The 23,571-nt window shown below is 66.9% G+C and carries 22 protein-coding genes and 6 tRNA genes; 18 read left to right on the top strand and 10 right to left on the bottom strand.

Annotated features, from left to right (window positions below):
- Nucleotides 1-10: 10 nt before the first annotated feature.
- The 5 genes from ACX80V_RS07650 to ACX80V_RS07630 all read right to left on the bottom strand — a co-directional run bounded on the left by ACX80V_RS07650 (nt 11) and on the right by ACX80V_RS07630 (nt 4,238).
- Entirely contained in the window at nt 11-1,600 is a 1,590-nt protein-coding gene (locus ACX80V_RS07650) for an RsmB/NOP family class I SAM-dependent RNA methyltransferase (protein WP_485842628.1), read from the bottom strand.
- Nucleotides 1,597-2,517, bottom strand: coding sequence for a methionyl-tRNA formyltransferase (gene fmt, locus ACX80V_RS07645; RefSeq protein WP_485842627.1), 921 nt, complete (start codon nt 2,515-2,517; stop codon nt 1,597-1,599). The genes ACX80V_RS07650 and fmt overlap by 4 nt, the downstream gene beginning before the upstream one ends.
- Entirely contained in the window at nt 2,514-3,122 is a 609-nt protein-coding gene (def, locus tag ACX80V_RS07640) for a peptide deformylase (protein ID WP_485842626.1), read from the bottom strand. The genes fmt and def overlap by 4 nt, the downstream gene beginning before the upstream one ends.
- 91 nt (nt 3,123-3,213) lie before the next feature.
- Nucleotides 3,214-4,074, bottom strand: coding sequence for a cytochrome (locus tag ACX80V_RS07635; RefSeq protein ID WP_485842625.1), 861 nt, complete (start codon nt 4,072-4,074; stop codon nt 3,214-3,216).
- A 92-nt stretch (nt 4,075-4,166) separates the two neighbouring features.
- A tRNA-Val gene (locus ACX80V_RS07630) sits at nt 4,167-4,238 on the bottom strand.
- Nucleotides 4,239-4,466: 228 nt separating this feature from the next.
- On the opposite strand from ACX80V_RS07630, the gene ACX80V_RS07625 reads away from it, so the two are divergent.
- The 6 genes from ACX80V_RS07625 (at nt 4,467) to ACX80V_RS07600 (ending at nt 5,431) form a co-directional block, all read left to right on the top strand.
- Nucleotides 4,467-4,539, top strand: a tRNA-Gly gene (locus ACX80V_RS07625).
- Between the two features lie 47 nt (nt 4,540-4,586).
- A tRNA-Cys gene (locus ACX80V_RS07620) sits at nt 4,587-4,657 on the top strand.
- Nucleotides 4,658-4,696: 39 nt separating this feature from the next.
- Nucleotides 4,697-4,771: transfer RNA gene (locus ACX80V_RS07615), tRNA-Val, on the top strand.
- A gap of 58 nt (nt 4,772-4,829) precedes the next feature.
- A tRNA-Gly gene (locus ACX80V_RS07610) sits at nt 4,830-4,902 on the top strand.
- Between the two features lie 44 nt (nt 4,903-4,946).
- Nucleotides 4,947-5,018 (top strand) — tRNA-Val (locus ACX80V_RS07605).
- Between the two features lie 155 nt (nt 5,019-5,173).
- Entirely contained in the window at nt 5,174-5,431 is a 258-nt protein-coding gene (locus ACX80V_RS07600; RefSeq protein ID WP_058932698.1) for an antitoxin, read from the top strand.
- A gap of 113 nt (nt 5,432-5,544) precedes the next feature.
- On the opposite strand, the gene zapE is transcribed toward ACX80V_RS07600, so the two are convergent.
- A complete protein-coding gene (gene zapE / locus ACX80V_RS07595; RefSeq protein WP_485842624.1) occupies nt 5,545-6,582 on the bottom strand; it encodes a cell division protein ZapE in 1,038 nt (345 codons plus the stop codon).
- A gap of 213 nt (nt 6,583-6,795) precedes the next feature.
- On the opposite strand from zapE, the gene ACX80V_RS07590 reads away from it, so the two are divergent.
- Genes ACX80V_RS07590 through ybaK form a run of 3 tightly spaced genes read left to right on the top strand, consistent with a single transcriptional unit; the run spans nt 6,796 to nt 8,701 of the window.
- The gene (locus ACX80V_RS07590) at nt 6,796-7,707 is read left to right on the top strand and encodes a sulfurtransferase (protein ID WP_485842623.1); all 912 of its coding nucleotides are present in this window, start codon (nt 6,796-6,798) and stop codon (nt 7,705-7,707) included.
- Nucleotides 7,708-7,717: 10 nt separating this feature from the next.
- Nucleotides 7,718-8,179 carry a SufE family protein gene (locus ACX80V_RS07585; RefSeq protein WP_485842622.1) on the top strand — a complete coding sequence of 154 codons (462 nt, stop codon included), beginning with the start codon at nt 7,718-7,720 and terminating at the stop codon, nt 8,177-8,179.
- A 24-nt stretch (nt 8,180-8,203) separates the two neighbouring features.
- Nucleotides 8,204-8,701 carry a Cys-tRNA(Pro) deacylase gene (ybaK, locus tag ACX80V_RS07580; protein WP_485842621.1) on the top strand — a complete coding sequence of 166 codons (498 nt, stop codon included), beginning with the start codon at nt 8,204-8,206 and terminating at the stop codon, nt 8,699-8,701.
- Here ybaK and ACX80V_RS07575 read toward each other — a convergent pair.
- Complete coding sequence (locus ACX80V_RS07575; RefSeq protein WP_099093418.1) at nt 8,698-9,900, bottom strand: alpha/beta fold hydrolase; 1,203 nt, start codon at nt 9,898-9,900, stop codon at nt 8,698-8,700. The two genes, ybaK and ACX80V_RS07575, sit on opposite strands and share 4 nt — an antisense overlap.
- A 219-nt stretch (nt 9,901-10,119) precedes the next feature.
- Between ACX80V_RS07575 and ACX80V_RS07570 the strand changes: the two genes are divergently transcribed.
- The 9 genes from ACX80V_RS07570 (at nt 10,120) to ACX80V_RS07530 (ending at nt 20,296) form a co-directional block, all read left to right on the top strand.
- Complete coding sequence (locus ACX80V_RS07570) at nt 10,120-10,611, top strand: hypothetical protein (protein WP_485842620.1); 492 nt, start codon at nt 10,120-10,122, stop codon at nt 10,609-10,611.
- 14 nt (nt 10,612-10,625) lie between these two features.
- Nucleotides 10,626-11,135: a peptide-methionine (R)-S-oxide reductase MsrB gene (msrB, locus tag ACX80V_RS07565; RefSeq protein ID WP_485842619.1), complete on the top strand. Its 510-nt coding sequence runs from the start codon at nt 10,626-10,628 to the stop codon at nt 11,133-11,135.
- Nucleotides 11,136-11,289: 154 nt separating this feature from the next.
- Nucleotides 11,290-12,657, top strand: coding sequence for a DUF6421 family protein (locus ACX80V_RS07560; protein ID WP_485842618.1), 1,368 nt, complete (start codon nt 11,290-11,292; stop codon nt 12,655-12,657).
- A complete protein-coding gene (locus tag ACX80V_RS07555; RefSeq protein WP_485842617.1) occupies nt 12,654-13,415 on the top strand; it encodes an SDR family oxidoreductase in 762 nt (253 codons plus the stop codon). The genes ACX80V_RS07560 and ACX80V_RS07555 overlap by 4 nt, the downstream gene beginning before the upstream one ends.
- Before the next feature lie 70 nt (nt 13,416-13,485).
- The gene (locus tag ACX80V_RS07550; protein WP_485842696.1) at nt 13,486-14,601 is read left to right on the top strand and encodes a threonine aldolase family protein; all 1,116 of its coding nucleotides are present in this window, start codon (nt 13,486-13,488) and stop codon (nt 14,599-14,601) included.
- A gap of 61 nt (nt 14,602-14,662) precedes the next feature.
- A complete protein-coding gene (locus tag ACX80V_RS07545) occupies nt 14,663-15,313 on the top strand; it encodes a DUF3000 domain-containing protein (RefSeq protein ID WP_058929308.1) in 651 nt (216 codons plus the stop codon).
- A 31-nt stretch (nt 15,314-15,344) separates the two neighbouring features.
- Entirely contained in the window at nt 15,345-16,673 is a 1,329-nt protein-coding gene (locus ACX80V_RS07540) for an HRDC domain-containing protein (protein WP_485842616.1), read from the top strand.
- A 120-nt stretch (nt 16,674-16,793) separates the two neighbouring features.
- Complete coding sequence (locus ACX80V_RS07535; RefSeq protein WP_485842615.1) at nt 16,794-18,083, top strand: thiolase family protein; 1,290 nt, start codon at nt 16,794-16,796, stop codon at nt 18,081-18,083.
- Nucleotides 18,080-20,296 carry a 3-hydroxyacyl-CoA dehydrogenase NAD-binding domain-containing protein gene (locus ACX80V_RS07530; RefSeq protein WP_485842614.1) on the top strand — a complete coding sequence of 739 codons (2,217 nt, stop codon included), beginning with the start codon at nt 18,080-18,082 and terminating at the stop codon, nt 20,294-20,296. Before ACX80V_RS07535 ends, ACX80V_RS07530 begins: the two co-directional genes overlap by 4 nt.
- On the opposite strand, the gene ACX80V_RS07525 is transcribed toward ACX80V_RS07530, so the two are convergent.
- From ACX80V_RS07525 to ACX80V_RS07515, 3 genes are read right to left on the bottom strand one after another with little or no spacing between them, the layout of a single operon-like run.
- Nucleotides 20,282-21,811 carry an ABC transporter ATP-binding protein gene (locus ACX80V_RS07525; RefSeq protein ID WP_485842613.1) on the bottom strand — a complete coding sequence of 510 codons (1,530 nt, stop codon included), beginning with the start codon at nt 21,809-21,811 and terminating at the stop codon, nt 20,282-20,284. The genes ACX80V_RS07530 and ACX80V_RS07525 overlap by 15 nt on opposite strands.
- A gap of 2 nt (nt 21,812-21,813) precedes the next feature.
- Nucleotides 21,814-22,557 (bottom strand): energy-coupling factor transporter transmembrane component T, encoded by a 744-nt coding sequence (locus ACX80V_RS07520; protein WP_485842612.1) that lies wholly within the window; start codon nt 22,555-22,557, stop codon nt 21,814-21,816.
- A gap of 10 nt (nt 22,558-22,567) precedes the next feature.
- Nucleotides 22,568-23,416 (bottom strand): ECF transporter S component, encoded by an 849-nt coding sequence (locus tag ACX80V_RS07515; protein ID WP_485842611.1) that lies wholly within the window; start codon nt 23,414-23,416, stop codon nt 22,568-22,570.
- Nucleotides 23,417-23,571 lie beyond the last annotated feature (155 nt).

The raw sequence follows: 23,571 nt of genomic DNA, 5'->3' as shown, positions 1-23,571 counted from the left end.
CTTTCACGGGTCAGGCTTTCTTCCGGATGAGGGCCAGGAACATGGCATCGGTGCTGTGGATGTGCGGCCAGAGTTGCGCCGTGGAATCGTGGCCTGCGCCCAGGTTCCCGGTCAGGCTCACGCTGTCCAGCACAGCACCGGCGTCCAGCAGCTCCAGGTCATCCCGCTTCCGGAGGGCATCACTGACCACTGCTGTGGTTTCGGCCGGGTGGGGTGAACAGGTGACGTAAGCAACCACTCCGCCGGGGCGGACGGCATCCAGCGCCGATTTCAGCAGGGCACGCTGCAGCGGCCCCAGGTCAGCGAGGTCCTTGGGCGTGCGGCGCCAGCGGGACTCCGGCCTCCGTCGCAGCGCACCAAGCCCGCTGCAGGGGACATCCACCAGGACCCGGTCAAAGGATTCCGGCTGCTCAGTGCCCACGTCACGGCCGTCGCCGGTCCGGACGCGCCAGACGTCCCGGGGCACGGCGGACAGGGCCTGGCTGACGAGTTTGGCACGGTGCGGGGCCGGTTCATTCGCGAGCAGCGTGGCACCCTGGGCGTTGGCCAGTGCGCCCAGCAGGGCGGCCTTGCCGCCGGGGCCGGCGCACAGGTCCAGCCAGGTTTCGTGCCGGCGTTCTGCTCCAGGGCTTCCGGTGGGATCGAGGTCCACTGCCGCCATGGCGCGGGCCACCAGTTGGGAGCCGACATCCTGGACGCGCGTGCTACCTTCCCGGATGGAGGCGAGGCGGCCCAGGTCTCCGCCGCTGGAGAGCGCCGAGCCTTCCACTAGTTCACCGGGGGTTGCCCCGCCCTCCAGAGCTTCATCCAGGCTGCCCAGGCCTGGCAGGGCCACGAGGTTGACCACCGGAGCCGCGTTATCGGCTTCCAGCAGGTCGTTGATTTCGGCGGCTGACCGTCCATGGGCCACCAACGACTGGCGCATGGCCCGAACAATCCATTCGGGGTGGGCGTACCGGAGGGACGCGATGGTGGTTTCGTCGCTTTCACCGGCAACGAGGATCTCAAGCCACTCCTCCAGGGTGTGCGCCGTGACTTTCCGCAATACTGCGTTGATCAGGGCGGAGGGTCCGGCGCCGATGACGGCGCGGGCCAGGCCAACCGTCTGATCCAGGGCGGCATGGGCCGGGACGCGCATGGCCAGCAGCTGATGGGTGCCGATCCGCAGGGCGTCGAGAATGGCAGGGTCAAGCTGGTCCAGCGGCCGGTCAACGCAGCGCGCCAGGATGGCATCGTACGTGCCCTGGCCACGCAGGGCCCCGTAGCTGAGCTCGGTGGCGAAGCCGGCGTCGCGCTTGTCCAGGCCGTGATGGCGGATGCGGGACGGGAGCACTAGGTTGGCGTAGGCGTCCTCGGCGGCTACCGCGCGCAGGACTTCAAAAGCCACAAGCCGCGCGGGGTCCGCCCGGCGGGTCCGCTGCGCAGGAGCGTTTTCGGTGAAGCTCCGCTGGGAGGGGCGGTTGCGTTCGCGGCCCTGGGCGTTGCGCTGGCTGGAATCCCGCGGCCCGCCCTTGCCCCGTCCGCTGTTGCCGCGTCCGCCGCCCGGGGCGCCGCTTCCGCTGCCGCCCGTGCCGCCTGCATTACCGCCGGATTCGCTCATTCGAAGACCACGCTTTCCAGTGTTGCCATGCCACGCGCCCAGTCAGCGGCGGCCATCATCTTTTTGCCCGAAGGCTGGATCCTCGTCAGCTCCACGGCGTGGGATCCGGTGCCCACCAGGACGCTCTTGCCGTCGAGGAATACCGCGCCGGGTTGCAGGTCAGTGTCGCCTGGCCGGAGCCGGACAGGTTCGAGTTTGACGCGCTGTCCGTCCAGGGTGGTCCAGGCGCCGGGCTCTGGAGTTACGCCGCGGGCGCGCCTGCCGATCGCCAGGGCGGGCTGCTTCCAGTCGAGCCGGCCGTCATCGATGGTCAGCTTGGGGGCCAGTGAAACGTCGCCGACCTGCGGCTGTGCAGCTGCCCTCCCGGCTTCAACGGCGGACAGCGTCTGGGCAAGGAGCACGGCCCCGCTGTGGGACAGCCGCTCCAGCAGCGCTCCGGCGGTGTCCTCCGGGCCAACGCCCTCGGTCAGCGTTCCGAAGACCGGACCGGTGTCCAACCCTTCTTCCAACAGGAAGGTGACTGCCCCGGTAACGTCGTCGCCGGCCATCACGGCCCGCTGCACGGGGGCAGCGCCACGCCATGCGGGAAGCAGGGAAAAGTGCAGGTTGATCCAACCATGCGGGGGGACATCAAGGGCGGGGCGCGGAATCAGGCCGCCGTAGGCCACGATGGCGGCCACGTCCGGCTTGGTCGCGGCGATTTTCGCCGTCACGGCCTCGTCCACGCGGGTGGCGTGGATGATGTCAATTCCCAGCTCGGCGGCGCGGGCTGCAACGGGCGACGGCGTCAGCACCCGTTTGCGCCCTATCGGCGCGTCGGGACGGGTCAGGACGGCAACGATCTCAAAGCCGGCCTCAACGAGGGCATCAAGGGACGGGACGGCCACGGCGGGGGTGCCGGCAAAAAGTACCCTCATGTGGTTGCGCCGCCGCCGAAGCTGGCCCCACCAGAGCTCGCGCCCCCAACGCTCGAGCCCCCGAAACTGGACCCGACCGTCTTGGCGCGCTTCGTCGTCGTGCGTTCCGTGATGGCGTCGTAATTGGCATTGCGGATGGAACGCAGGGCCGTTTTCCGGTCCTCGCCTTCCAGCCTGTCGGTGTAGAGGATGCCGTCCAGGTGGTCCGTCTCGTGCTGGAAACAACGGGCCAGCAGGCCTTCTCCCTCCACCGCGACAGGATTCCCGTTCAGGTCAACACCGGTGGCGCGTGTGGCGCGGAAGCGGCGGACCGGGAACGCCAGGCCAGGAATGGACAGGCAACCCTCAACCTGGTCCGCCTGGAAGTCCTCGCTGTTTTCCAGGACCGGATTGATGATGTGGCCCTCCACGCCGTCGATCCGGTAGGTGAAGACCCGCTGGCTGACGCCAATCTGTGGGGCCGCGAGGCCGGCGCCATCCACGTCCTCCATGGTTTCCGTCATGTCCGCAACCAGTTTGGCGAGCTCAGGACCGAATTCCGTCACGGGATCGGCCACTGTGCGGAGCACAGGATCACCGATGATGCGGATATTCAGAATGGCCATGTGCTGTCTTTCCTCACGGTGGGCGTTATTGGCGAACCTATCCAGTTTAGGCGCAGGGGAACCAGCCCCGGGACTGGGCAGCCGTGCTCCGCTAGGCGCTGCGGACGTGCGCGGACGCGGGCGGAGCCACCGGAAGAAGCGCAGACCCGGCGGCAAGCGTATCGGCGGACAGTTCCCAGACCCGGCGCAGGGCGCAGAACTTCCACCAGTGGTGCTTGAGGACGTCGGGGTTGGCGCGGACCGGACGGACTTCGGTCTCGCCGATGGCCACAGCCAGCAGTAGCGGGTTCTCACCGTACTTCCAGGGCTCCCATTCCCCTGCCACGGCATCCACGAGGCTTTCTTCGGCCTTCATGCCGGCCACCAGTTGCATAACCACCTTGTCGTCCAGCGGCTTTACGGTGCCGTCCCGCGTGGTGCCCTTGGTCTTGTAATCAATGACGCAGATCCGGCCGTTGATTTTGGCCACAAGGTCCAGCGTCCCGGCGTAGCCCACTGACTTGTTCCAGACGGTAATTTCCGGTGCGATGGGCTCTACGCCGTAGAGGTCCCACCACTCATCGAACCGCAGGGCAAAGCCTTCCTCGCCGTTGGCCGCCAACGCCTCGCGGGTTTCCTTCATGGCGTGGGGCCGGCCCAGGGCGCGGAGCGCAACCTGCTCGCAGTAATTATGGACGCGGTCGCCGCGTTTGGCGGCCTCGTCGCGGTACAGTTCTGCTGCTTTTGAGGCCCGGTTGACGGCCTGCCGGATTTTCGCCGGGCTGCCCAGGCAATCGGCAAGCAACGGATCCTTCGCCAGGCTGTTGGCGCCCATGTAACCGAACCAGCCGTCCAGGCCGTGCGGCTGCTGGCCGATGACGGTGGTGATGGACGGAACGGAGAACTGTTCGGAGGTGGACCGCGCATACATGCGGCCGTATTCCGTGGCGTGGGCAAGGAGTGGATCAGTCATACAAAGACTCTTTCACAAGGGGCTGACAGAATGGCGGGCACAAAAAAGGTCCGCTTCCGCTCGGCTGAGCGGAAACGGACCAGATTCCTCGGTGGGCGATACTGGGTTCGAACCAGTGACCTCTTCGGTGTGAACGAAGCGCGCTACCACTGCGCCAATCGCCCCGATGCCTTTGAATGCTAGCCGACCGGGCGGGGTTTATGGAAATCGAGACGGGACGCCGCTCGAATTACACGCCTGTAATTAGAAAAATCCCCTAGATTGCAGGGATCCAGGGGCATTGCCACGGTCGAGGGGCTCGCGATTTGGAGAATCCCTGAACCTCCTATAGAGTTCTTACTCGTTGGAACGCGAGGAAATGCCCGAAACGGCACGGATTCAGCGGCCCAAATGCGGACGTAGCTCAGCTGGTAGAGCACCACCTTGCCAAGGTGGATGTCGCGAGTTCGAATCTCGTCGTCCGCTCGCAGGACACTGTCACGGCTAAGGTTTTTCGGAATCGGAGCTTACACGGTGGGTTGGCCGAGAGGCGAGGCAGCGGCCTGCAAAGCCGTTCACACGGGTTCGAATCCCGTACCCACCTCGGTGAAAACCATGGATTCCGGTTCACGCCGGACGAAATGGGCGATTGGCGCAGCGGTAGCGCGCTTCCCTGACACGGAAGAGGTCACTGGTTCGATCCCAGTATCGCCCACCAAGCAAGGAAACTTGCTTCATGCAGTACGTCTGGCCACCGGCCAGGGTGTACTTCATACGCGGACGTAGCTCAGCTGGTAGAGCACCACCTTGCCAAGGTGGATGTCGCGAGTTCGAATCTCGTCGTCCGCTCTCTACCCCAGTAATAAATCCGAAATGGCCGGCCTTCCGGTTCCGGGCGATTGGCGCAGCGGTAGCGCGCTTCCCTGACACGGAAGAGGTCACTGGTTCGATCCCAGTATCGCCCACACACACAGCAGCTCCCCGTGAGCTGCTTTTTTATTGCCCGTATACGCCGCACGGACTTTACAACATTTGTCACAGCACCTTGGCACGCCCGGCAGACAGGGCTAGGATCGGTTGCGGAGGAGCGAACTGGCTCCGCGATTGAAGGGAGGTGCTCGTGGGACTGATTGACGATCTTAAGGGCAAGGCTCAGGGTCTCATCCACGGCAACGAGCGGGCCATCAAGGACGGCATCACGAAAGCCGGCGATTTCGTCGACTCAAAGACTGGCGGTAAGTACGCCGGTCACGTGGACAAAGTCCAGGAGGGCGCTTCCAAGCTCGTTGACAAGAACGACGGAACACCCGGCGTAGCGCCTGCCACCGAGCAGACTCCGCCAGTCAACCCGGTTCCGCCGGTTGACAAGGCTCCGTAACAAGGATTTGGCCAGGGCACTGCCCTAGCACGTCAAGGGGGCGCGGGTCCCGCCGGGAGGTGGCACCCGCGCCTTTGGCGTTTAACTGACGGTCCGGCTTCCCTGGCCGATGCCTAGGACGGCTCGTGGTTCTGGCCCTCGCGGGCGAGTGCAGTCAGGCGGGACACAGCACGGAAGTACTTCTTGGTGTACCCGCCGTGCATCATCTCGTCCGTGAAGAGCTTGTCGAAGGGGACGCCGCTGGCCAGGATGGGCACATCCTTGTCGTACAGGCGGTCGGCCAACACAACGAACCGAAGCGCCACGGCCTGTTCGGTGATGGTCTCCACGTTGCGCCACACAACGCCGTCGATGCCGTCGATAAGCTGCCGGTAGCGGCTCGGGTGGACACCGGCCAGGTGGCCGATCAGTGAACTGAATTCGTCCTCTGCCACGGTCTTGCCGTCGAACTCAGCCCTCATCTGTGCGGCGAGCTGGCTGTTCTTCAGCGGTGCCGGGGCGGCGGGCAGCCCACGGTGGCGGAAGTCCTCGCCGTCGATCCTGATGACGTCGAACTGGTCCGCCAGGACCTGGATTTCACGGGCAAAGTCGACGGCGGCAAAGCGGCCGTCGCCCAGCGAACCCGGCAGGGTGTTGGACGTGGCAGCCAGCTTGACGCCGGCGTCGGCCAGTTCACGCATCAAACGGGACATCAGCACGGTGTCACCCGGATCATCCAGCTCAAATTCGTCGATGCACACCAGCTTGTAGTGGCTCAGTGCCTCAACAGTTTTGCGGAAGGAAAGGGCGCCCACGAGGTTGGTGTATTCCACAAACGTGCCGAAGGCCTTGGGGCCCGGGGCGGCATGCCACAGCGAGGCCAGCAGGTGGGTTTTGCCGACGCCGAATCCTCCGTCGAGGTAGATCCCCGCCCTGGTAGCGACCTTCTTGGTGAAGAACTTCTTGAACAGGCCGTCTCCGTCGCCGGCTCCAACTCCCCCGGCGAACCCTTCCAGCGCCTTGACCGCCGCCGCCTGGGACGGCTGGTTCGGGTCCGGCCGGTAGCTGGCAAAGGAGACCTGGCCGAACCGTGGGGACGGAAAGAAACCTTTGAGGAGTTCATCCACCGAAACCGCCGGTGTTCGGGCGGCAAGCTGTTCGATCTGTACCAAGGTGGTCCGTTCTGCTGGTGGTTGTCCCCAGAAAGAATACCGGCAATGGCCCTAGCCTCCCCCGCGATGGCGCCGGCAAGGACCCCGGCGTGACGAAGGCCATATTTCCCACTGTTAACAAGGAGGCGGACAGGGCGGCCGGCCGTGGCTAGTGTGGGACGCAGGTTTTCCTTCTACAGCATCCGCCGTGTGTCTCAGTGAAAGGCCATCACCATGTCCTACGCAGTTGAACAGAACGAGAAGTTCGCCGCCTACGCCAGCCCGGAGCGTCTCGTATCCACCGAATGGCTCGCAGCCGCCCTCCAAAGCGGCGCCTTGGCGGACGGAAAGCTGGTGGTGGTCGAGTCCGACGAGGACGTCCTCCTTTACGAGACCGGCCACATCCCCGGATCCGTCAAAATCGACTGGCACACGGACCTTAACGATGATGTGACCCGCGATTACGTCAACGGTGAGGCGTTCTCCGCCCTGGCCGCTGCCAAGGGCATCTCCCGCGACACCACGGTGGTCATCTACGGGGACAAGTCCAACTGGTGGGCCGCCTATGCGCTCTGGGTCTTTACCCTGTTCGGCCACGAGGATGTCCGGCTGCTCGACGGCGGCCGGGACAAGTGGATCGCCGAAGGCCGTGACCTGACCACGGAGCGGACCTCCCCGGCGCCCGGCGACTACCCGGTGGTGGAGCGCAACGATGCCCCCATCCGCGCTTTCAAGGAAGATGTGCTGGCACACTTCGGCAAGCCGCTCATTGACGTCCGCTCCCCCGAGGAATACACCGGCCAGCGGACCCACATGCCGGCCTACCCGGAGGAAGGTGCGCTCCGCGGCGGCCACATTCCTACGGCAGCATCCATTCCCTGGGCGCGTGCCGCTGCGCCGGACGGAACGTACCGCAGCCGGGAAGAGCTCGAGGCTCTCTACCTGGGCGAGGCCGGGCTGACCGCGGGCGATGACGTGGTGGCCTACTGCCGCATCGGCGAGCGTTCCAGCCACACCTGGTTCGCCCTCAAGTACCTGCTGGGCTTTGATACCGTCCGGAACTACGACGGCTCCTGGACCGAGTGGGGCAACGCGGTCCGGGTTCCCATCGCCAAGGGCACGGAACGCGGCACGGTACCGGCGTAAACTGGAACAGATGACTACACATGACCTGCCCGCCGCGCTGGCGGAAATCGTCGATGACTTCCAGGCCCTGACCGAACCCGATCGGCTTCAGTTGCTGCTTGAGTTCTCGCGCGAACTGCCGGAGTTGCCTGACCGGCTGAAGGACCACCCCGAGCTCCTGGAGCAGGTGGTGGAATGCCAGTCGCCGCTGTTCCTGACCATTGAAACGGAAAAGAACGACGCCGGCCCGGCCGACGCCGTTCGGCTCTACTTCAAGGCACCACCGGAAGCCCCTACCACGCGGGGTTTCGCCGGTGTGCTCCACGAGGGGCTCGACGGACTCAGCGCCGCCGAAATCCTGGCGGTGCCGGACGATATGCCGGAGCTGCTGGGCCTGACGCGGGCCATCACGCCACTGCGGATGCGCGGCATGACCGCCATGCTGGGACGGATCAAGCGCAAGGTCGCCGCAACGTCCCGGTCCGTGTCCTGATCACCTGACCGGAAACTGAACGCTTTGGGACGCAAAAGTTCTTCAAACGGAACGCCGGCCACAGCCGCACTGGCTGCAGCCGGCGTTCCTTTTGTGCTGCATCCGTATGCCCACGATCCTTCCGCGGCCAGCTACGGCACGGAAGCCGCCGAAGCTCTGGGCATCGCCCCGGAGAAGGTCTTCAAAACCCTCATGGTGGAAGTGGAGGGCCGGCCGGCCGTGGGGGTTGTGCCGGTCAGCGGAAACCTTGACCTGAAGGCATTCGCGGCCGCCCTGGGCGCCAAGAAGGCTTCGATGGCAGATCCTGCGGCTGCTGAACGCCGCACGGGCTACGTCCTGGGCGGGATCTCGCCGCTGGGCCAGCGCCAGTCATCACCCACGGTGGTGGACAGCAGCGCCCTCAATCTGGGAACGATGCTGGTTTCCGGTGGCAAACGCGGCCTGGACGTTGAGCTTGCGCCGGCCGACCTCATCCGGCTGACGTCCGCGGTGACAGCCGCCATCGGCACCCGCACGCTTTAGCGGTTCTGGCCGGGATTAAGCCGCGGAGCCAACTGGGGCCGGAGCCACGCCTTGATCAGGTTCTCCCAGCGCTCGGGATCGACATTCCATTCCTTGGTGTGCCTGGCGTGATTGAACGTTTCGAACGTGACCATGTCCGGATTCCGCTCACCCAGGAGGGCGGAGGGCTCATAGGGGACGTACTCGTCATCAACGCTGTGGATGATCAGGGTGGGCGTCCGGACTTCGACGGCGCGCGCCACCCAGTCCATCGCCTTGAGGTCCACGGGTGCGGCCAGGCCGGTGAGCCTGCGGCCCACGGGGTGGCCCAGCATCAGCTGCCCGTAGCGGCCCACAAGGGACGGAATGCGGTTGATCTGCGCATGGTGGGCCAGCACATTGACCCAGTTGATAACAGGCGCATCCAGGACCATGGCCCGGATCAGGTGACGGTGAGGCGACAGATCGGCCGTCTGCAGGCAGATGGCGCCGCCCATGGACCAGCCGAAGAGGACAATTTCCTCGGCGCCGTTGGCCAGGGCGAACTCGATGGCCGCCTCCACGTCATGCCATTCCGTGGATCCCAGGCCGTACCGGCCATCCTCGGCCGACGGCGCCAACCCGTCATTGCGGTAAGAGACCAACAGGCTGGTGAGCCCGAGTTCGAGGGCGGGGCCTACGGCACGGAGGGCCTCCTGGCGGGTGGCCCCGCGGCCGTGAACCATGACTGCCCAGGTACGGGCAGGTCCGCCGGCCCGGACCAGCCACGCCGGTGCTGTGCCGCCGTCGACGTCGATCTGCACGTCCTCCGCCGCAAAGCCGGCGGCAGCGGGATCCGGGTAGAGCGCACCGCTCCACCATCCGCGGCGGGCCGTATCAAGATCGCCGGCATAGACGGCTTCCACTTCGCGCAGGACCGTGCCGTCCGCCGGCGAATAGGAAACGATCCGCCCGATCCGCGCGTGCCCCTTCCCGCCGTCGAAAAACAACCCATAGACGCCCTCCACAGTGGTCTCCGGAGTGGCTGTCAGGATGACCTGGCGGCCGCCTCCTTCCCGGAGCACGGCGAGGACTTCCTGGTCCGCCGTCCGCTGCCGGACGGGGGTGATCACACGCCGGGCGAAATAAAGCGCCAGCGCGGAGGAGCCTGTGGCCAGCAGGCCGGCAAGGGCCCCGCCGCCAATGACGCCGCCGAGCGCCCATTTGGCGCGCAGCGACATACGGCCGTCGGCCTGGGTCGGAACTGCCGCCGTCAACGTGGAGGTGCGCGTGGAAGGTGCCATGGAACCATTCTTACTGCCGCAGACGGGTTGACCATATTCCGTCCGGCACGTGGCATCGGAATTCTGCCGGCCCCGGGGACGCCGCGCTCATGACACCGCGCGCATCGTGCGGCCCAAATGGATGCAGGCGCCGGTGCGCACGACTAGGCTGATGCCATGAGCGATCCAATCGTCATCCTGACCGAAGAACCCCTGGGCGCGGACGACCGCGTCAACATAGAACGCCTGGTGGACGGGCAGGACACTCCCCTTGTCCTGCTGGTTCCAGGGAACACTGAACGGCATCTGCTGGTGGATTTCCTTGAGAATCTCTCCCTGCTGGACGTTGCTAAGGCGTTCCGCGAACTGACCGCCCACGCCCCGGATCCCACCGTTGAACGGGCCGAGGCTGCAGAGACGCTGGCCGTCTCGCTTGCCGCCTTGGAGGGGCTGGGCGCAGGGGTAACGGGCGAGGTAGTGGACGGCGGGGCCGTCAATGGCCTCGTTGCCAAGGTCAAGGAACTCGGCGCAGCCCAGGCAGTGGTGATCACCCGTCCTCACGCCGTTGCGGATACGTTCCACACGGACTGGGCCAACAAAGCCCAGGACCAGTTAGGGCTCCCCGTGCTCCACCTGTATGCCGGTTCGGGATTTATCGGCGACTCCTGAGCGTTGAGCTGACTATGAGCATCTTTGGTAAGAGCATCTTCGAGAACAAGGCCACGGATTCCGTACCCGGTCCGGCCGCCGACGCCGTCGCTGCGGAACCCGCCTACCGGAAATCCGACGCCGAGTGGCGGCAGGAACTCACGCCGGAGGAGTACCACGTGCTGCGGCAGGCGGGCACGGAGCGCCCCTTCACCGGCGAGTACGTCGACACCCATACGGAGGGTGTCTACCAATGCCGTGCGTGTGGCACCGAGCTCTTCCGGAGCAACGAAAAATTCGACTCGCATTGTGGCTGGCCGTCCTTCTGGGCACCGCTCGCCGAAGGCACCGTCCGTTACATCCACGACCGGACGCTCGGCATGAAGCGGGTGGAGGTACGGTGCGCGCACTGTGATTCACACCTGGGCCACGTATTTGAGGGTGAGGGCTACGGCACGCCCACGGACCAGCGCTTCTGCATCAATTCGGTGTCCCTGAAACTGGTGCCGCGCGGCGCTGCGGGGGACGAATCTACGAAGTCCTGAGTCAGCCAGCCGTGGCTCCGCCTACATCTGGCGGAGCCACGAGGCGCCTCGAGCCCGAGAGTATCTTATGCTCAGGCTCGATTTGAGTTAGAGACTCTGGTTGCTTGCTACGCTCGCCGTAGATGCCCCAAGCAATGAGAAAGGCAGTCGCACCATGACCGTCACCGTGACCGTGGCCCCTCCGAGGATCACCGCCGAAAATCCCGCCTGGCTCCGCCTGAGGAGCGCCGCCGAATCTCTGCAGGCACTGCAGGTCCAGGACGGCTCCGTGCCTGATGCCGGCCATCACGCCGAGGCAGCCCTGCAGGTTGCCGCCATCACGGAGTCGCTTGCCGAACTGGCACCGCTGTTCCCGCACGACGCGGCCTACCTTGACGCCGTCGTCGCTGATTTCCAGGCGTGGGCCACGGCTGGATTCGCCGTCCCGGACTTCCTCGCATCGCTGCTGGCGTTCCAGCCCCAGCTGCTGCGCCAGGATGGCCTGCAGCATGTTGTCATCTTCCCCATGTACACCCAGAACGGAAGCAGCAGCCGGCTGGTGGAGGCCGTACTGATCGAGGTCATCTGGCCCGATTTTGTGGCCGGCCTTGAGGCCGGGGACTATTCCAACAAGCTCTTTGTGCCCATCCGGTTCCTGGACTTCACCCACGGCTACAACACCAACTCGGCGGTGCTGTTCCCCGAAACCGTTGCTGTCCGGGCGACACCCACCTTCACCTGGGGCGCTATTTTTGCGGACCGTGAAGCTGCCCGGTTCCGCCGGGTCCTGCGCGCGGCCGCAGACATCACCTCCCTGGACCTGCCCGCGGGCGCCGCGGAACTCCTGGCCGACCAGGAACTGACCGAGGCCACGTTTGTGATGTGGGACCTGATCCATGACCGGACCCACATGCGCGGCGACCTGCCCTTTGACCCGTTCATGATCAAGCAGCGGATGCCCTATTTCCTGTATTCGCTGGAAGAACTCCGTTGCGACCTCACAGCCTTCCGGGAATCCGTCCGGATCGAACAGGACAAAGACGCCGGGCCGGAAGCTCGCCGGCACGCGAAACTGGTCCAGTACGCCATCATCTTCGACCGGATCTTCCGCTTCGCGATCACCGGCAACCGGGTGCGCAACTACGACGGCCTCGGCGGACAGTTGCTCTTCGCCTGGCTGCACCAGCACCACGTCCTGCACTGGACCGACAGCCGGCTCAGCATCGACTGGGACCAGGTGGCGGACGCGGTGATCGCCCTCGGCGCCTCGATCGACGAGCTCTACTGGCGCTCCATTGACCGGCCAAAAATGGCCCACTGGCTTGCCGCATACCAGCTGATCTCCGCCACACTCACGCCCAACCCCGCATCAGCCTGGGCCAAGGGCCCCGACGCGCTTCCCGTCGCCGGTCCGCCCCGCGGCCTCACCGACCAGGTGCTGGACGACGAATTTCCGCTGTCCATGTTCTACGAAGCCTTGGAGAAGAAAATGCGTCCAGTCATCGAATCCACCGCCGGCATCACCGGAGCGTCCGCGCTGTGAGCGAACCCGGCGCCCCGCGCGTTGTACCTGTTCCGGATAATGCCCTCGGGCTGAACGTCCTGGTCACCGGCGGCAGCGGACCGTCCGGGATCGCGGTGGCCCGGGCACTGCACGAGGCGGGGTTCCGGGTGTTCACGGTCGGCTCGGACAGGACGCGCATCCACGCTGCTGCGAGGCAGGCGGGCGACGGCGTCACTCCCCTGGTGTGCGATCTTGCGGATCTCGCTGACGTCCAGGCCCTCCGGAAGACCCTGACGGGCACGGCAGGTCTGATGGACGGGGTCATCCACCTCGTGGGCGGCTGGCGCGGCGCCCAGGGTATCACGGACCAGAGCGACGCCGACTGGGACTTCCTGGAGCGCGGCGCCATCACCACGCTCAGGAATGTGTCCCGGGTCTTTTACGGCGACCTGGCCGCCGCCGGAACCGGACGGTTTGCCATGGTGTCCTCCACCGCGGTGGACAAGCCCACGGCGGCGACGGCCAGCTACGTGGCGGCAAAGGCTGCCGCCGAGACCTGGACACTGGCGATGGCGGAAGGGCTGGCCCGCACGGCTGCGGATGAGGGCGCCGCCTTGCGCGGCGCCGCCGTCGTCCTCGTGGTGAAAGCCCTGGTGGACGACGAACTCCGGAAGGCGCACCCGGAACGGACTTACCCCGGCGCCACCGACGTCGAGGACCTGGCCGCCGTCGTCGTCGGACTGTTCAGCCGCCCGGCAGCCGAACTGAACGGCCGGCGCCTGCCCCTGACCCCCTGACCGCAAATCCCCAGACTGGCCCCTGACCGGCCGGACCCGACCTCCCTAGACTGAGAACGTGAGCAAAGCAATGACAACTACGGCAGATGCTGCCCCCCGGCTTGAAAATCCCGCCGCCCGGCTGCATGACGCGTCCATCCGCGGTTTCGCCTCGGACAACTACTCCGGTGTGCACCCCGAGGTCCTGGCCGCCCTCGCGGCAGCCAACGAGGGCCACCAGGTGTCCTACGGCGAGGACGACTACACGGCACGGCTGCAGGGGCTGATGGAGGATCACTTCGGCGCGGGCATCGAATGTTTCCCGGTGTTCAACGGCACGGGGGCCAACGTGCTGTCCCTGCAGTCGCTGCTCCCGCGCTGGGGTGCTGTGGTGTGCGCTTCGACGGCGCACATCAACATGGACGAAAACGGCGCTCCGGAACGGATCGGCGGGATCAAACTCCTGCATGTCCCCACCCCGGACGGCAAGCTGACGCCGGAGCTGATTGACCGCGAGGCGTGGGGCTGGGGCGATGAACACCGGGCCCAGCCGCTGGCAGTGTCCATCACGCAGACCACCGAGCTTGGCACCTGCTACACCCCGGATGAGGTCCGGGCTATTGTCGATCATGCCCACGCCAAGGGCATGAAGCTCCACATGGACGGCGCGCGGCTGGCCAACGCGGCCGCGCACCTGGACGTGCCGCTGCGGGCTTTCACGCGCGACGCCGGCGTGGACATCCTCTCCTTCGGCGGCACCAAAAACGGGCTGCTGTACGGCGAAGTGGTGGTGGCCCTGAACCCCGAAGCGGCCCACGGCCTGAAGTTCCTGCGCAAGATGAACATGCAGCTGGCCTCGAAAATGCGCTTCCTGTCCGCCCAGTTCATCGCCCTGCTGGAAGGCGACCTGTGGCTCCGTTCGGCGTCGCACGCCAACGCCATGGCCGCCCGCCTCCGCGCCGCGGTGGACACGATCGAGGGCGTGGAGCCCACACAGAAGACGGAGTCCAACGGCGTGTTCGCCGTCCTGCCGGCCGGCATAGCTGACCGGCTGCGGGAGTCCTTCCGGTTCTACGACTGGGATGAAGCCGCCCGCGAAGTCCGTTGGATGTGCTCCTTCGACACCAGCGAGGACGACGTCGACGCCTTTGTGGCCGCGATCCGACGGGAACTCGCGGCCCACTATTCGGGCACGGAAGCCGGATAGCATGGACCGGCCGACGGCGAGCCTGCACTGCCCGCCCCCTGCTGTTGCGTAATCTGCGAAGGTGAACGCACTAGCCCAGGTTCCCCCGGATTTTCTCCACGCCTTGGGAACCCTCAGGAAGGCCCAATGCCGCAGTGAACTGCGCCTGGCGGAAATTCCCGCCCCGGCGCGCCTGGCGCCGTTCGCCGTGGCACTCGGGGCCGAGGTCATGGCGCCCGGACCGGGCAGCGGCACCACGCCCGTCCACGGGCCCGCCGCCATGGCTCTGGCGGCGGCGTCCGGCACCGAGGACGACGACGACACCGAGCTGGCCACGGGCCGCTTCATCCTGCTGCACGACCCCGAAGGCTCAGCAGTCTGGGACGGCGAATTCCGGATTGTCACCTACATCCGGGCCCAGCTTGAGCCTGAAATGGGCAACGACGAAATGCTGGGCACCGTCGCCTGGACCTGGCTGGTCGAGGCGCTGGAGAACCACAAGGCCCCCTACCGGGCGGCCGGCGGGACCGCCACGCGCGTCCTGTCGGAGAGCTTTGGAACACTTTCGGACCGGCCCGGATCGATCGATATCGAGCTGCGCGCCTCCTGGACACCGGAGTCCTCGGACGTTACTGCCCATCTGGAGGCGTGGTCAGACATGGTCTGCACGTTCGCCGGCCTCCCCCCTCTGCCCGACGGCGTCACGGCCCTTCCGCGCCGGCGCCGGAACTAGGACTGCCCCTTGTCGGTAAACTGAAGGCATCATGACCCCTCATATTCCGGAAAACACCACGGCCGGCGCTCCGGCTGCTGATACCACTCCCCACATCACGGTGGAAGGCTTCGACAGCCAGGTCCCCGTGGTCATTGACCTCGATGCACCGCGCGACGGCGTGCCGCTGGTTATCGAAACGCAGTCCGGGCTGGAACGGTGCGCGGCAGCCATCGCCGCCGGAACAGGGCCCGCAGGGGTTGATGCAGAACGGGCCTCAGGATTCCGGTACGGCCAGCGCGCGTTCCTGGTGCAAATCCGGCGCGAAGGCTCCGGTACCTGGCTGATCGACCCTGAACCGTTCGAGAACCTGTCCATCATCAACGATGCGCTCCAGGGCGTGGAATGGATCCTGCATGCAGCCAGCCAGGACCTGCCCTGCCTGCTGGAGCTGGGCATGTGGCCGGACAAACTCTTTGACACGGAGCTCGCCGCACGGCTGGCCGGCCTGCCACGCGTTGGCCTGGCCGCCGTCATCGAACAGCTGCTCGGGTTTGGCCTGGCGAAGGAACATTCGGCCGCCGACTGGTCCACCCGGCCGCTGCCCGAGCCGTGGCTGCGCTACGCCGCCCTGGACGTGGAAGTTCTGACCGAACTGCGCGAGGAACTCATCGAACTGCTGCAGGCCGACAGCAAGCTGGAATACGCGGAGCAGGAATTTGCCGCGATCCTTGCCGCCGGAGTCGCCCCTCCCCGGGTTGACCCCTGGCGCAAGACGTCGGGCCTGCACCAGATCCGCGACCGGCGCCAGCTGGCCGCGGTCCGCGAAATGTGGCTGGAGCGCGATTCCCTGGCGCAGAAGCGCGATGTGGCGCCGGGACGGCTGATCCCAGATTCCGCCCTGGTGTCCGCCGCCAAGGCCATGCCGTCCACCGTTCCCCAGCTGCTCGGCACCAAGGGCTTCCACGGCCGTGCGGCTCAGCGTGAGGCACCCCGCTGGCTCCGGTGCATCGCCGCTGCCCGCGATCTTGAGGACCTTCCGCCGCTGCACCTCCCCACCAACGCACCGCCGCCGCCGCGGGTGTGGTCCGATCGCGACCCCGAGGCCGCCGCACGCCTGTCGACCGCCCGCCCGCTCCTGCAGGAGAAGGCGGAAGAACTGAACCTTCCCGTGGAGAACCTGCTGACGCCGGACTACCTGCGCCGCGTGGCGTGGCGTCCGCCGTCGGGCATTACCGAAGAAGCGGTAGCCGCTGAGCTGCGCGCCCTCGGTGCCCGCGAATGGCAGATCGGCGTGGTGGCACCGCTTCTCACGGACGCGTTCCTCAACCCGCAACCGCTGCCAGCCAAGGAAACCAAGGCAACCGCAGCCACCGAGTAAACGCCCCTCACCGAGCCTTGCACACTATGTTACTGACGAGTAACATAGGGAGCACTGCCGTCCCGCCGAGTGCTGCCCTTTGGCCTCCGGACGGCGCCAACGTCTCGATGAGGAGTAAACGTGAGCCACCACGGAAGCAGCGGATCCCCGCGAACTGTCCGCGACGTCGTTTTTGTTGACGGCGTCCGCACACCCTTCGGCCGGGCCGGCGAGAAAGGCATCTACGCCGGAACCCGCGCCGATGACCTGATGGTGAAGTGCATCCGCGAACTTCTGCGCCGCAACCCCACCCTGCCCGCGGCCCGGATCGATGAAGTCGCTGTCGCAGCCACCACCCAGACCGGCGACCAGGGCCTGACGCTCGGCCGCACAGCCGCCCTCCTGGCAGGGCTCCCCCGCACCGTCCCCGGCTTCGCCATCGACCGCATGTGCGCCGGCGCCATGACCGCAGTCACCACAACGGCCAGCGGCATCGGCTTCGGTGCCTACGACGTCGTGATCGCCGGCGGCGTGGAGCACATGGGCAACCACCCGATGGGATCCGGCGCCGACCCGAACCCGCGCTTTATGTCCGAGCGCCTGGTGGATCCCGCCGCCCTGAACATGGGCAACACTGCCGAAAACCTGCATGACCGTTTCCCCGCAATCACCAAGCAGCGCACCGACGCCTACGCGGTTGCCTCGCAGGACAAACTCCAGGCCGCCTACGCCAAGGGCCAGATCCAGCCGGATCTCGTTCCGGTCGCTACCCTCAAGCCGGGACAGGGCTGGACGGTGAACAGCGTCGATGAGCCGCCCCGCCCGGGCACCACGCTCGAGGACCTTGCGGCCCTGCGGACACCCTTCCGCGCCCACGGCCGCGTGACGGCAGGCAACGCCGCCGGCCTGAACGACGGAGCAACTGCCGCCGTCCTGGCCTCCTCGGAAGCCGCCGCAGAACTGGGCCTGCCGGTCAAAATGCGGCTGGTCAGCTACGCCTACGCCGGAGTCGAACCGGAGGTTATGGGCATCGGACCGGTGCCCGCCACCGAAAAGGCGTTGAAAAACGCCGGCCTCAGCATTGAGGACATCGGACTCTTCGAGATCAATGAAGCCTTTGCCGTGCAGGTCCTGAGTTTCCTGGACCACTTTGGAATTTCCGACGACGATCCCCGTGTGAACCGGTACGGCGGCGCCATCGCGGTGGGCCACCCCCTCGCGTCCTCCGGGGTCAGGCTGATGAACCAGCTTGCGCGGCAGTTCGAAGAAGATCCCTCGGTCCGGTACGGGATCACCACCATGTGCATAGGCTTGGGCATGGGCGCCACCGTCATCTGGGAAAACCCGCACCACGCCGATTACAGCGGCACCGTCGCAGCAGTCGTCCACGAAGCAAACTCAGTAGCCACCACCGAAGGAGCCGCCGCATGAGCGCCGCCGATTTCTCCAAGCTTGCCGAGCTCTTCCCCGACGAAACCGTGACCCACTCGTACGTCCAGGACATCACGCTGCCTGCCGGCCCCGGCCAGCAGAGCCCCGGGGTTTTTGCGCTGATCACCCTGGACAACGGCCTGGACCACTCCAAGCCCACCACGCTGGGACCCAATACCCTCGTGGAACTTGGCACGGTCCTGGAGGGCCTGAAGGAGCGTGCGGCCCGCGGCGAAATCGTGGGCGTGGGGGTGACCGGCAAACCGTACTTCCTTGTTGCCGGGGCCGACCTGTCCGCGGTGAAGTCGCTGGAGAACCGGGATCATGGCCTGTGGATGGCGCAGCTCGGGCATGACGTTTATGCCACGCTGGCCAACCTCGGCGTTCCCAGCTTCGCGTTCATCAACGGCGTTGCCCTGGGCGGCGGCCTGGAGATCGCCCTGCAGTCCACGTACCGCACGGTGTCCACCGGCGCCGGTGCGCTGGCGCTTCCCGAGGCCTTCATCGGCCTGGTCCCCGGCTGGGGCGGCGTCTACATCCTGCCGCGCCTGATCGGACCCGAGAACGCGGTCAAGGTGATGATCGAGAACCCGCTCAGCAACAACCGGACGCTCAACGGGCCGCAGGCCTTCCAGCTTGGTATCGCCGACGCGCTGTTCGAACCGGCAGACTTCCTGGAGCAGTCCCTCGCCTGGGCGGCCACGGTCATCACCGGCGAGGTCCCGGAGCGGGCCAACGCCGTGGACCCGACTGATCCCGCCGTTGCCGGGCGCTGGTCCGCAGCCGTTGCCGCCGGCCGGGCGTTTGTGGAGGCCAAGACCTCCAACGCCTCGCCTGCGCCGGCCAAGGTCCTGGACATCCTCGACGCCAACCGGACCATGTCCCAGGCCGAATCGGCCGCCCTCGAGTGCGAAACCCTCGCCGGTCTGATGCAGACCGACGAGTTCCGCGCCACGGTCTACGCGTTCCTTGACCTGGTCCAGAAGCGTTCCAAGCGGCCGGCCGGCGCACCGGACCGTAGGCTCGCCCGTCCGGTCACCAAGATCGGCGTCGTGGGTGCGGGCCTGATGGCCAGCCAGCTCGCCCTTTTGTTCGCCCGCCAGCTCAAGGTCCCCGTGGTGATGACGGACATCGACCAGGCCCGTGTGGACAAGGGCGTGGGCTACGTCCATGCCGAGGTGGACAAGCTCCTCGGCAAGAAACGGATCAGCCAGGACGCAGCCAACCGCACCAGGGCGCTGGTCACGGGATCGGTCTCCAAGGAAGCGTTCGCGGACGCCGACTTCGTCATCGAGGCCGTCTTCGAAGAGCTGAACGTCAAGAAGCAGGTCTTCGCCGAGGTGGAGGCAATCGTCTCGCCGGACTGCATCCTCGCCACCAACACGTCCTCGCTTTCCGTCACGGCCATGGCACAAGACCTCGCACACCCCGAACGGCTGGTAGGCTTCCACTTCTTCAACCCGGTGGCCGTGATGCCGCTGCTCGAAATCGTGCGCGCGCCCAAGACCGACGACGCCGTGCTGGCGACCGCTTTTGAGCTGGCCAAGGGCCTGAAGAAGACGGCTGTGCTGGTCAAGGATGCGCCGGCCTTTGTAGTCAACAGGATCCTGCTGCGGCTGATGGGCGAAGTGACGGCCGCGTTCGACGAAGGCACCCCTGCCGAGGTGGCCGACACTGCGCTGCGTCCCATGGGCCTGCCGATGACGCCGTTCACGCTGGGTGCCATGGTGGGCCTGCCGGTGGCCCAGCATGTCCAGGAGTCCCTGCACGCCGCTTTCGGAGACCGCTTTGCCGTGTCCACGAACCTGCAGAAACTGATCGAGAACGGCGTGAAATCGCTCTGGGCCGCCGCGGAGGCCGACGGCGCCCAGGAGATCCCGGAGTCCACCCTGTCGCTGATGTCCTTCGGCACGTCACCGTCCACCGGGGACGACGTGCTGCGCCGTGTGCAGGACGCCCTCGCGGAGGAGATCGGGCTGATGCTGGATGAGGGCGTAGTGGCCGGTCCTGAGGACATCGACCTCTGCATGATCCTCGGCGCTGGCTGGCCGATGTTCCTGGGCGGCATCACGCCGTACCTGGACCGTGTTGGCGCCTCCGAACGGGTCAATGGCAGGCGGTTCCTGGCGCCCGGCGTCGCGTCGGGCCTGACGGGTCAGTCCTCCGAATCAGTCAGCCCGGATGCAGCCACCCCGGAATCAGTCCGCGGGTAGCAGGCGGCCGGCATCGATGCGCACCAGCCGGTGCGCGATGGACCGGGCGTAGTCCAGGTCGTGGGTGACCAGCACGACGGCGGTGCCCTCCGCCGTCGTGCTGCGCACCACCCGGTCCAGCGCGGCCAGTCCATGGCCGTCCAGGGAAACGGTCGGTTCGTCCAGTGCAAGGACTGAGGGACGCCGGGCCAGCACTGTGGCCAGGGCGAGAAGCCGCTGCTGGGACGCGGGCAGTTCGGCCGGGTGCCGTCCGGCAAGGTGCTCCAGGCCAACGGCGGCGAGGGCCTGCTGCACCGCCTGGTCAGCCGCCGGCTGCCCACGCTCGAGGCCGAAGCGGACTTCCCGTTCCACGGTCCGCTCAAACAGCTGGTCCCTGGGCTGCTGGAAGAGGAGCCCGACGTCGGCGGCCACGCGTCCCGCGGGCTGTCCGCCGATGTTCCGTCCCTTGACCAGCACGCTGCCTGCCGTTGGTTGGAGCAAGCCGTTGAGGTGCCTCAGGAGCGTGGTCTTTCCGGCGCCGTTGGGACCTGCCACAGCCAGGATCTCGCCCGCGCTGACGGCCAGGCTCAGTCCGTGCAGGACCGGGTCAGCAGGCGGGCCCGGTTGTGCCCTGAACCAGCCTCTGCGCTGCGTCCCCCGGTATGTGAACGAGACGTCACGCAGTTCCAATGCCGGCGGACCATCGACGACGGATGGAAAGCCGGCTTCTGCGAGCGGCCGGAGACCTGTGTGCGGGCGGGGGCAAACCACGCCCGCCAGTTCCAGCGCCCCGGCAGCCACGATTTCTCCCGGCGTGCCAGCCGCGGCCACGGTACCGCCGGCAAGGACCAGCCAGGTACCGGCGTTGTGCAGGAAGGCATCGGCCCGCTGGCTCAGGATCACGACGGCGGTGCCGTCGTGGACGAGGTTCCGCACCAGGGCAGCGAGGTCTTCGGCTCCGTCCGTGTCGAGGGAGGCGAAGGGTTCGTCCATGATGAGAACCGCGGGGCGGGAAATGACCGCGCAGCCGATGGCCAGGCGGCGCAGCTGGCCACCGGAAAGCGTGGCCGGATCCCGGTCCAGCAGCCGGGTCAGGCCGGTCAGTGCTGCCGTGCGCCGGACGGCGCCGGCCATCCCCTCGCGGTCCACCCCGGCGTTTTCCAGCCCGAACGCCAACTCCTCGGCCACCGTGGCACGGACCGTCGACAGGGCGGCGGCGGGATCCTGCGGCACAAAGCCCACCTGGCGGCCCCAGCTCCCGGGATCGATCCGCGGATCGGCGGCTGTTCCGGTGAACCGGAGCCGCGTGCCGGCAAGCTCCAGAAAACCCGTGAGTGTCCCGCCGTCGCCGGGCAGCAACCAGCCGGCGAGCAGGCGTCCCAGTGTTGACTTGCCGCTGCCGGATCCGCCGAGCACGGCTGTCAACGACCCCGCGGCGAAGGCCACGTCAAGCCCCGCCAGAACCGGTTCCTGCTCGCCGGGGAACACAAATTTTTCAATTCTCGCCGCCAGGGCCGGAGGTGAGCTTTGCGCCACTACTAAGCACCCGCCGTCGGCTGCCAGAGGCGGGCGGCGATGGCCGCCACTGCAGCCAGCAGCAGAACAACACGTACGCACCGTTGGGCCGGAGGGTCTGGAACTTCCCGGTAGCTGGTGCGTGGCCCGGCACTGCCGAACCCGCGGGCCTGCAAGGCTGCCGCGCGGGTGCCTGCTTCCTCCACGAGGGACAGCACCAGGGGCACCGCCTGCCAACGGAACGCGCCTGCGCGCCGGACAATTCCAGGCCGGATCACCAGGCCGCGCGCTTCCTGGGCCTGCCGGATCCGTCCCAGCCGTGAGCTGATGGCCGGCAGCAGCGTCAGGGTGGACGCGAGAACAAACGCGAACCGCGCGTGGAAGCCGCGGGTGGACAGGGCAGCAACCAGGTCCGGAACGCTTACAGTAAGGGAGCACAGCAGGAGTACCGTCACCACGGCGGAAAGCTGTGCACCCCGCTCGAGGGCAAACTGGAGTCCTTCAACCGTGACGCGCGCCGGGCCCCACTGCGCCAGGACCTTGGTGCCCTCCGGAAAGAACAGTCCGTGCATGGCCAACAGTGACAGGACCAGCGGAACCAGGATGACCGCCACCGCCGGCAGCATCCGGCGGGCCACTCCCCCGGCTACCGACAAGCCCGCGGCCGCGGCGATCACGGTGAGGGACAGCGGCCAGCTGGCAGCCGCCGTCGTGATGACTGCCGTGCTGCCGGCAGCCGCCAGTGACGTCAGGGGGTGAAGACGCATCAGGGGTGGGTCAGGCGTCCCGGCCGGCGGACTGGCTGGCGGTCTGGCCAACCGACTGGTTGGCGGCTGTTCCCGCAAGCACGCGGTACCGCCGGACAAACGGGAACTGCAGGCGGGTGCGGCGCGGCAGGGCGTACACCAGGACGGCCACCAACGTGAAGACGATGGCCTTGTCCATGGGGTCCGAGATGAGGGCCTGCTTGGTGATGGCCGCCAGGAGGGTGTCACCCATGGAGCGGAAGGCGCTGACGATGGCGCCGGTAGCCAGGCCGGAGGTGCCGCCGAAGACGAATGCGGCAACGGGAGCGGAGACCACACCGCCGATGATGCCGGCCAGGAACCCTGCCACCGGTGCCAGGTAGAAGCGCCGGAACAGGCCGTGGCGTGCGGCGACGCCGGCCAGGAAGCCGATCAGGGCGGCACCGGCGGCGAACGGCAGGACGGTGGGGTTGAAGAAGGACCAGACGATGCTGCTGAGGGCGCCCGTGGCTGCTCCGGCGGCGGGTCCGGCCAGGACGGCGATCAGGACGGTGCCGATGGCGTCGAGGTAGAACGGCACCAAGGTGCTGCCCACAAACTGGCCCAGGACAATGTTCAGGACCAGTGCCACCGGAATCAGCACCAGCGTGGACACGGGCAGTGTGGGCAGTACGCCGATTATCAGCAGCACGGCCCCCACGAGGAAGCCGGACAGGGCGATCAGGGCCGACGCGCTGCCGGGGCCGCCGGTGATGTCCGCGGGCTGGTTCAACACCAGGTAGATGTACGTGCCGGCGATGGCCAACGCTCCGAGGGTTTCCAGCAGGCGGCGGTTCCGGGCAGTGGCCGGTGACGGCAAGGTGAGGGAGGGCGATGACATGGCGTTCCTTCTGGGATGCAGGCTGTGGCGCCCGGATGGCCCGGGCGGTGAGGAACGCCGCCTATGTCACCTCGGCGGCAGCCGGGGGCGTCTGCGCCGGCCCGGATCCGGCACCAGTCTACCGGTTCCGGGACCCGCCAAGCCGGGCGTTGCAT

It is taken from the genome of Pseudarthrobacter arbutini (genome assembly GCF_054510915.1).
The sequence above is the reverse complement of the archived record's forward strand: the minus strand, read 5'-3'. Positions and strand labels throughout refer to the sequence as shown.